At 72.1% G+C, this 9,134-nt stretch carries 6 protein-coding genes and 1 tRNA gene; 5 read left to right on the top strand and 2 right to left on the bottom strand.

Annotated features, from left to right (window positions below; translation table 11 throughout):
- Positions 1-161: 161 nt before the first annotated feature.
- A complete protein-coding gene (locus ACTIGN_RS13695; RefSeq protein WP_439624688.1) occupies positions 162-2,732 on the bottom strand; it encodes a DUF1592 domain-containing protein in 2,571 nt (856 codons plus the stop codon).
- 249 nt (positions 2,733-2,981) lie between these two features.
- On the opposite strand from ACTIGN_RS13695, the gene ACTIGN_RS13690 reads away from it, so the two are divergent.
- The 3 genes from ACTIGN_RS13690 (at position 2,982) to ACTIGN_RS13680 (ending at position 4,145) form a co-directional block, all read left to right on the top strand.
- Positions 2,982-3,359 (top strand): hypothetical protein, encoded by a 378-nt coding sequence (locus ACTIGN_RS13690; protein ID WP_439624686.1) that lies wholly within the window; start codon positions 2,982-2,984, stop codon positions 3,357-3,359.
- 253 nt (positions 3,360-3,612) lie between these two features.
- On the top strand, positions 3,613-3,912 hold the full coding sequence (locus ACTIGN_RS13685) for a hypothetical protein (RefSeq protein ID WP_439624684.1): 300 nt from the start codon (positions 3,613-3,615) through the stop codon (positions 3,910-3,912).
- A 146-nt stretch (positions 3,913-4,058) separates the two neighbouring features.
- Positions 4,059-4,145: transfer RNA gene (locus ACTIGN_RS13680), tRNA-Ser, on the top strand.
- Positions 4,146-4,163: 18 nt separating this feature from the next.
- Here ACTIGN_RS13680 and ACTIGN_RS13675 read toward each other — a convergent pair.
- The gene (locus ACTIGN_RS13675) at positions 4,164-6,479 is read right to left on the bottom strand and encodes a protein kinase domain-containing protein (RefSeq protein WP_439624682.1); all 2,316 of its coding nucleotides are present in this window, start codon (positions 6,477-6,479) and stop codon (positions 4,164-4,166) included.
- 348 nt (positions 6,480-6,827) lie between these two features.
- On the opposite strand from ACTIGN_RS13675, the gene ACTIGN_RS13670 reads away from it, so the two are divergent.
- On the top strand, positions 6,828-7,841 hold the full coding sequence (locus tag ACTIGN_RS13670) for a methyltransferase (protein WP_439624680.1): 1,014 nt from the start codon (positions 6,828-6,830) through the stop codon (positions 7,839-7,841).
- A gap of 99 nt (positions 7,842-7,940) precedes the next feature.
- Positions 7,941-9,044: an AI-2E family transporter gene (locus tag ACTIGN_RS13665; RefSeq protein ID WP_439624678.1), complete on the top strand. Its 1,104-nt coding sequence runs from the start codon at positions 7,941-7,943 to the stop codon at positions 9,042-9,044.
- Positions 9,045-9,134: the final 90 nt, after the last annotated feature.

Raw genomic sequence — 9,134 nt, 5'->3', positions numbered from 1 at the left:
CTACGAACCAAGAGGTCTGGTAGGGGCCGCCCTCCGTGGCGGCCCGCCAGCCACGATCGGACAGAACCCCGGGGTCCGAAAGTAGCAGGCACACTCCGTGTGCCGTTCTGGGGTTCAGCGAGGGCACACGGAGTGTGCCTGCTACTCTTGTCCGCGAGTCCTCAGCGCGTCTGGAACAGCGGGCTCTCGACGAGGGCCAGGACCAGCGCCTGGAACCGGAAGCCGTCCTTGAGGGCCGCCTCGCGGACGCGGGCCAGTTCGGGCTCGTCGGTGACCAGGGTCCGGCGGCCGAGCGCGTAGGTCGCGAGCTTCTCGCTGAACCCGCGGGCGAACTTGTCCCTGTTCGCCGCGAGGTACTTCTTGAGCGCCGGCACCCCCTGCCCCTCGACCCCGCCGAGGCTGAACGTCGTGTCGATCGGGAACGTCGGCAGCGGCTGGTACTGCGTGAGCTTGAGCCGCGCCCGGGTGGCGGCCAGGTTCGCGACCGGGCTGGCCGGGTCGATGTGCGGGGGCTCGCGGTCCCGCCACTCGCCGATCGCGTCGAAGTTCTCCAGCGCCAGGCCGAACGGGTCGATCCGGGCGTGGCACCCGGCGCAGTTCGGCGCGTCGCGGTGCAGCTTCAACTTCTCGGCCGCCGTGGTGCCGGCGGTCGTGTCGGGCAGCACCCCGGCCACGTTCGGCGGCGGCGGGGGCGGCGTGCGGTTGAACAGCTTCTCCAGCACCCACACGCCGCGGCGGACCGGCGACGTGCGGCTGTTCTCGCTCGTCAGCGCCAGGAACGCGGCGGTGGTGACGAGCCCGCCGCGGCGGCCGTCCGGCAGCGCGACCTTGCGGAAGTCGCCGCCCGAGACCGGCGCGAACCCGTCGCGCGTCACCGGGAACATCGACCACAGCGACGGCAGGTGGTAGTGGTCCGCGAGCCGGTCGTTGAGGAACGTGTAGTCGGCGTCGAGCAGGTCGAACAGCGGCCCGTTCGCGGCCAGGAGGTGGGCGACCAGCGCCCGCGGCTCGGCCGCCATGTCCTGGCGCAGCAGCCCCTGCGCGTCGAACCGCGGGTACAGGTCGGGCTCGGGCATGATCGACGCGAGCCGGTCGAGGCCGAGCCACTCGGTCGTGAACCGGTCCACGAACGCCCGCGACCGCGGGTCGGCGAGCACCCGCTTCGTCTGGGCCGCGAGCGCCGGCCGCAGCTTCCCCTCGGCCGCGAGCCGGGCCAGTTCCTCGTCGGGCGGCGCGGCCCAGAGGAAGTACGAGAGGCGGGCGGCGAGTTCGTGGTCGGTGAGCTTCCGCCCGACCGGGCCGGGCTCGACCAGGAACAGGAAGTGCGGCGACACGAGCGCCCGCTGGACCGCGAGCCGCAGCGCCTCGACGAAGCGTTTCTCCTTGGGGACCGCCTCGGGTTTCGCTTCGGCGAGCGCCGCCTCGGACTTCGCGACGAACGCGGCGAACTCGGTCAGTTCGTCGGGCTTCGCGGGCCGGCGGTACAGCCGCGGGAGGAGCCACGCGGCGACGGCGCTCGCGTCCTTCCGCGCGATCGCGTCGGCGTTCTCGCGCTGGAACCGCGACGCCGGCCAGCCGTCGGGGAACAGCGGCCCCTCGACTTCGAGCTTGGCGTCTTCGAGGTACGGGAACGGGTACGGCGTGTCGGGGTTCTTCTTCTTCTCGGGCTCGTACACGAACCGCAGGTAGTTCCACACCTCCGTGCGGCCGTTCGCGTACTTGTCGGTCCACTCCGGGAGCCGGAGCCCCTTGGCCCGGAGCCCGTTGTTGTCCGGGAACCCGTTGACCCAGCGGAAGTCGAAGTCCAGGTGCCCGCCGGTCGGGAGGACGAGCGCGAACTCCTGCGCGAGCGCCTCGCCCTTCACCGGCGCGTCGGCCTGGAACACGAGGAGCCCGTTGGCCCGGTACTGGAAGTTCGGGACGTACCCGGGCCGCGAGGCGAGGTTCTTCGCGGCCGCCGTGAGCCTCACGCGGTAGGTACCGGCTGGCGCGTCGAAGACGACGTACAGGTGGTCGCCGACCCACTTCCCCTCGCGGACCGCCCCGCCCGGGTCGTGGCCCCGGAACGTGCTGCCGTAGTCCTTGCTGCCGAGGGCGAAGTGCCGCACCTTGCTCGGGGGCTGCGGGCCGTCGGTGAGTGCGAGACGCGCGACCTGCTGACCGGCGGCGAGGTACTGCTCGACCAGCACGGCGGACAGGCCGAGCCCTTCGCCGATGTTGGTGAACCCGTCCACCGCGTCGTCGGGCGGGAAGTTGTCGGCCGGTCGCACCGCGGGCAGGCCGAACACCTGTTGAATGGATCGGTTGTACTCGTCGCGGTTGAGCCGCCGCAGGGGCCGGGGCCGCTTGCTCGCGGCGAGCGCCTCAAAGGCCGTGAGTTGGTCGCGGACCCGGTCCTCGGCGGCGCGGAACTCGGCCTCGGTCGGCCGCACCTTCACCTTCTTCGGGGGCATGTCGCGCGACGCGACCCGCTCGAGCACGGAGTGCCACGCGGCCGGGTTCGCGCCGACGGAGTCGCTCTTGAGGAGGTCCTCGACGTCGAACCCGCCCTGCACGTCCTTGGAGTTGTGGCACGCGAGGCAGTGCTTCCGGGCGAACGCGGCGACGTCACCGAGCGCGGCCGCACCGGCCTTCGCGGGCGGGTCGTCGGCGCTGGCGGGAACGTGCGGGTTCCGCCCGAGCACCACGAGGGCGAGCAACAGGAGCGGAACGCAGGTGCGGGCGGCAGTCATGGTGTCCGGACCCTCGGGCCGTAGTTCGCACCACACCTACGCCGCGCGACCCGCATTTTCCCCGGTTTCCACGCGCGAGGGGTTCGGGAGGTCGGCCCGCAACAGGACTTGTAGGATCACCAGGAAGCAATGCGGGAAGGAGCGGCTCGCTGGAACTGCCCGAAAGCGCCCGAAACCTCCCGAAACAGCCCGTCGCGGTAGTGGATGCTACCGGTCCCGAGCGGCGGGGAATAGCTCGAAGGGCCGAAGATGGCTCACAAGCATTTGAATGCGGTCGGCTACCTGATGTACAGTCTGCTCATCGTTGGCCCACTCATCGGAGCCGTGACGGCGACAATCATCGGCCGGTCGCGAATCCTGTTCCTGGGTCCGTTGTGGCTCGCAACCCTCGCGGCCGGGATGCTGGGGGTGGTCTTGCTCTACGCTGATCTCAAGAACCAGCAGGAGGTTGACGCTGCTGTGATTCTGATGACATGCGGCACCGCGGCATGGGTGTTCCTCCTGCTGACGCTGGCGTACCGGGTGCCACCAGAGGCGGAACCCGATGAGGACGACGGCGAGGACGAGGACGACGAGGACGAGGACGACGAGGACGACGAGGACGACGAGGACGACGAGGAAGCCTGATCCGGCACCGCGGCGACGTGGTGAGCGGCCATGCGGTGCCGGCGTGGGACGAGGTGCGGGTAGAGGAGTAAGTAGCTCGCCAACGAACACGGCCCGGGTTGCCCCTGGCCGCTGCGTTTGCCCCGTCGGGTCCGTCGGGAGCCGTTTCAGGACCGTCGGGAGAACGCGACATCCGGGGGCAGCACGGTGGGCCGGCGTCCGCGCTGGTCTACCAATCGGATGATCTCCACAACAGGCGCCGGGGGAGTACATCGTGTCGCCACCGCTCGACCCCGCGGATTGCGATCCGCTCATCCGCCGGGCCCGTGCCCTGCGGGACGAGGCCCGGTTGCTTGCAGAGGAAGGGGCCGCCGTCCGGGTCCTGATCCACCAGACCATTCAACGGTCCCGGCAGTTGAGGTCCCCGGGCTACAAGCCGTGGGACGTGCCCGAGAGCGCTGGTCACACGAGCAGCACGGCCGACGGGCGGCCGGAGTTGGGGGTTGGAACGGTGGCCGTAGCAGCGGCGGCGAACCCCTTCACGATCGCCACGGGGCCCCAGGCCGCTGCGTAGCTGGTCGCCGCTCGGCTTACGGCTTCTCGTTGTCGAGCCGTTCGAGTACGTCGTGCATCACTTCTTCCAAGGCCGGCCCGGTGACCGGCCTCCGACAGGCAACAGGACTTGGCGGGGGGAGCCCGGCGTGCGAGAATGGCCTCTCGGGAAGGGTGGCAGAGTGGTCGATTGCACCGGTCTTGAAAACCGGCAACGTCGCAAGACGTTCGAGGGTTCGAATCCCTCCCCTTCCGCTCGCGGGCGCGGCCCGGTCACTTCGACAGTTGCACCTTCAGGTTGGGGATCGGCGTGCCCGAGGCGTCCGTGAGCCGCAGCGCCCCGGCCCAGTCGCCGTGGCCGTTGCACACCTTGAACACGATCACGTTCACGCCCTTCTTGAGCGTGACGCCCCCGAACGTGGACTGGTCCCGGTTGATCCCGCGGTCGCTGGTGAACTTGCCGACCTCCTTGGCGTTCAGGTACACCTTCGCCCCGTCGTCGCTGCCGATGCGGACGTGAACGTCCTTGACCTCGCCCGGGGCCGCGACGTACGCGACCGCGTACGCGGTGCAGTTGTTGGTCGAGCCGTCGGCCCCCGCGAGATCGAAGTAGTAGGTGTCGGCCCGCACCCGCTCCCACATCAGGTCGCGGCCCTCGACCTTGACCTTCGCCCCCTCGACCGGTTCGAGCTTCCCCTCGTCCTTCAGGAACGGGCGGTCCACGGCCTGCGCGATGCCGACGCCGTTCGGGTGCGGGACCGGGGCGAGGACGAGCCACGTCCGGACGTACCCGTCCGCGTCGATCCCCTGGGCCAGGTCGAGGTCGCCCAGCGTCACCACGGCGCGGTGCAGTTTGGGGTCGCACCACACGGCGTGCGCGTCCCGGCTGCCCCCGGGGCACCGGACCTCCAGCTCCAGGCGGTGGATGCCGTTCAGATCGACGGCGAACGGCTGCTGCTGGTTCTTCGTGGTGGGCGCCGACTCCCACAGGAGCCGGCCGTCGCCCTTCACGGCGAACACGACCGGGGTCTGGGTCTTCCCCGCCCCGGTGTCGTTGATCGCGACCGCCCCGGTGAGGGTCCTGAAGTGGCCGCCGATGTTGTACCGGGCGCGGGCCGCGCCGTCCGACGGCGGGTGCATCCCGAGCCCCTGCGCGATGGTGGTGCCGCGGACGGTGATCCTGCGGTTGTCGAACCCCAGCGAGCCGGCCCGGCCGAACGTGCCGTGCCCGACCGACGACTCTTCCTCGCGGACGTCCGACAGGAACACGGGGCGGGCGGGCGGCGGCGGCGGTTGCCGGGGCGGCGCGGGGGCGGTGACCGGTGGGGCCGCGTCGACCGGGTCGGGCGGGGCGGGCGCCTCGAACGGCCACGCGGTCGCCAGCACGCCCGCCGCCGCGGACAGGAGGCACAGCCCCCCGATCACCGCCACCTTCCGCCCCGCGCCGGGCCGCCGCGCGGGGGCCGGCCGCGGGGCCGGCCGCACGGGCGCGTCCTCGTGCGGGGGCGCGAACGGGGCCGGCTCGAACGGCCCCGCCTCGGGGGTCGTGTCCGCGGTGGACCGGGTGACGTCGGCGAGGGTCTCGATCGACGGGACGGGCAGCACCGCGAGCAGTTCGTCCGGCGTCTGGAACCGCTGGGCCGGGTCCTTCGCCATCATCCGGGTGAGGACCGCGACGAGCTCGGGCGGCAGGTCCGGGCGGAACTTGTTGACCGGGTCCGGGTCGCGGACCTGGTGCATCAGGAGCTTCTGCGTGGTCGTCGCCCCCTCGAACGGGGACCGGCCGGTCAGGGCGTAGTAGAACGTCGCGCCCAGCGAGTACAGGTCGGCCCGGATGTCGACCGGCCCGCTGTCGAGCGCCTGCTCGGGGGCCATGTAGTCCACGGTCCCCATGACCTCGCCGGAGCGGCCGGCCCCGCCCTCGCGGGGGCCGCCCTCGAAGAACTGGGCCAGCCCGAGGTCGAGGATCTTCACCACCCCGGTGTCGGTGACGAGCAGGTTCGAGGGCTTGATGTCGCGGTGGACGATCCCGGACTCGTAGGCGTGCTGGAGCCCGAGGGCCGACTGCCGCATGTAGTCGGTGGCCCGCGTGGCCCCGAGCGGCCCCTCGCGCTTCACGCAGTCCTCGAGGGTGACGCCCCTGACGTACTCCATGACGAGGTAGTGGACCCCGCCGTCCTCGGAGGCGTCGTAGGCGTGGACGATGTTCCGGTGGTCGAGCCGGGCGATCGCCCGGGCCTCGGCGTAGAACCGCTCGACGGTCTCCGGGTTGCTCGCCATCTTGGGCGGGAGCACCTTGATGGCGACCTGGCGGCGCATCCCGGGGTGCTCGCACAGGAACACCTTCCCCATGCCGCCCGCGCCGAGCATCGCCAGCACCTTGTACCGGCCGATGAAGAACCCCTTCCACTTCCCCTGGAGGAGCTGGTCCGCCTGGAACGGGGTCAGGAGCCCGTCCCGGACCAGCGCCTCGGCCAGTTTGTGGGCGTCGGGCGCGCCCCCGGCGTACCGGGCGGCGGTCCCGGGGTCGAGGAGCCGGCTCTGGCCGAGCAGGTCGAGGAACTCGGGCGTGGTCGCTGGGATTCCCATGGGCGGGAAGTCCGGGAGAGTAGGAGAGTAGCCGGTGGGGGAGACCACCGGCCCGGGTGCGCCGGTGCGTCGGTTGAAGGTTTACTCTTCGGGGGGAGTATCGCCAACTTGCGAGGCACGTGAATTCTATAGCACACGCCGGGCGGGGGAGTGCGGATTGGAACGGGGCCGCCGCGGGGGTGCGGCTCCCGAATTGTGCGAACCCTGGGCGCCGGCGAAGGGGTGGGGCGCACCCCATCGCCGGCGCCCAGGGTTCGCCGGGCCAGCGGCCCGAATCAACGGGGGCACCCGCCGCGGGCCGCCAGATACAATGACGGCCCTCGCCCGCGACCCGTGACCAGGACGCACATGACCCCGACCGGCCCGTCCCCCGCCCTGTGCTTCGACACCCTCAACGGCTACCAGCGGACCGAGGCGCTGCGGGCCGCCATCGAACTCGACCTGTTCTCGCACGTCGCCGCCGGCCGCCGGACGGCCGACGACCTCGCCGCCGCGTGCGGCGCGGCCCCGCGGGGCGTCCGCATCCTCGCCGATTACCTTGTTATCGTCGGGTTCCTCGTCAAGGCCGGCGACCGGTACGAACTCACGCGCGACGCGGCCGCGTTCCTCGACCGCGCGTCCCCCGCGTACCTGGGCGGGGCGGTCGAGTTCCTGCTGACGCCGCAACTGCGCGAGTGCTTCCTGCACCTGACCGACGCGGTGAAGAAGGGCGGGACGGCCACGTCCGCCGAGGGCACGGTGTCGCACGACAACCCGGTCTGGGTGGCGTTCGCCCGGTCGATGGCCCCGATGATGCACCTGCCGGCGCAGCTGCTTGCGGGCCACGTCGGCGGCGACCCCCAGCAACCGCTGCGGGTGCTCGACGTCGCCGCCGGGCACGGGGCGTTCGGCATCGCCGTCGCCCAGAAGTACCCGCGGGCGCACGTGACGGCCCTCGACTGGGCGAAGGTCCTGGCGGTCGCGGCCGAGAACGCGCGGGCCGCGGGCGTGGCCGACCGCCACGCGCTCCTGCCCGGCAGCGCGTTCGACGTGGACTGGGGCGGCCCCTACGACGCGGTGCTGCTCACGAACTTCTTGCACCACTTCGACCTGCCGACCTGCACGCTCCTGGCGAAGAAAGCCAGGGCGGCGCTGGCCCCGGGCGGCCGGGCGGTGACGCTCGAGTTCGTCCCCGACCCGGACCGGGTGACCCCGCCCCCGACGGCCGCGTTCGCCCTGACGATGCTGGCGACGACCGCCCGCGGCGACGCGTACACGTTCGCGGAGTACGAGCGGGTGTTCCGCGACGCCGGGTTCGCCCGCAGCGCGTTCCACCCGCTCCCCCCGACCACGCAGCAGGCGGTCGTGTCGTTCGCGGAGTAGGTCACGCGCCCCGCGGGCGGCACCGGCGGCGTGGCCCGGCCGGCCCCGTTCCGGTAGCATGGCCGGACCTGGTCCCGGAACCGGCCGAAAGGGTTTTCGATGTCCCACCCGCACGCCCCGCCGCCCCCCGTCGACCCGCCCGAGCGGCGGCAGTTCCCGCGGTGGCGCGACCCGACGACGGCGACGGCCATCGCGACCGTCGCGCACGTGCTGGTCGCGGGCGCGGCGGGGTGGTTCCTGCTCCAGCAGCTCGCGCCCGTCGTCCGCCCGCTCCTGGTGGCCGTGTTCCTCGCGTACATCCTGCTGCCGTACCACAGCCGCCTCCGGCACCACATCGGCGGCGCGGCGTCGATCGGGGTCCTCGCCGGGGCGACGGCCGGGGTCCTGTTCGGGCTGGCGCTGGTCGTGTACGTCAGCCTGCTCGGGCTGAGCGAGGACGTCCCGCACCTGCACGCCCGGGCCGGGGAGCTGCTGCACGCGGCCGAGGGGGCGCTGGGGAACCTGCCCGGGTGGGCGGCGGCGCTCAAGCCGTCCGAGGTGCCCCTGGCCCGGATCGGGTCGCACCTCTCCCAGGCGACCGGGGTGATGATCAGCCTCGCGGCCGGCACCCTGGTCGAGGCGGTCGTGATCGCGATGTACCTGCTGTTCCTGCTGCTCGAGGGGTCGCGGTTCCCGGACCGGGTGCGGCGGGCGTACCCCCCGGAGCGGGCCGAGGAGATCCTCCAGATCGCCGGGCAGGTGAGTTCGGCGATCGTCAGCTACCTGCGGGTGAAGGTGCGGTCGAGCCTGATCCTGGCGGTGCCCGTCGGGCTGATCCTGTGGGCGTTCGGGGTCAAGTTCGCGACCCTCTGGGCGCTCCTCACGTTCCTGTGCAACTTCATCCCGTACATCGGCCCGGTGGTCGCGTACAGCCTCCCGGTCGGGTTCGGGTTCCTGTGGTTCGGCATGAGCTGGGAGCCGGTCGCGGTCGCGGTGCTGCTGATGTGCTGCCACGCGGCGTCGGCGGCCGTCGTGGAGCCGACGATGATCGGCAACGCGGTCGGCCTGAGCCCGCTCGTGCTGCTGGCCGCGCTCGCGTTCTGGGGGCTCCTCTGGGGCATCCCCGGGATGTTCCTGGCGGTGCCGCTGACGGTGGTGAGCGTGATCGTGATGAACCACTTCGAGAGTTCGCGGGCCGTGGCCGGCCTGCTCCGCGGCGAGTGACCCCGGGCGGGCCGCGGGGGCGGCCCGCCGCCGGGGGGCGCGGGTCAGAAGCTCCCGAGGAGCATCCGCTTCGACATCAGTTCCGTGCTC

The organism is Gemmata sp. (assembly GCF_051859125.1).
Taxonomy (GTDB): domain Bacteria; phylum Planctomycetota; class Planctomycetia; order Gemmatales; family Gemmataceae; genus Gemmata.
Note: the sequence above shows the minus strand (reverse complement) of the source record. Positions and strands in the feature narration are given on the sequence as shown.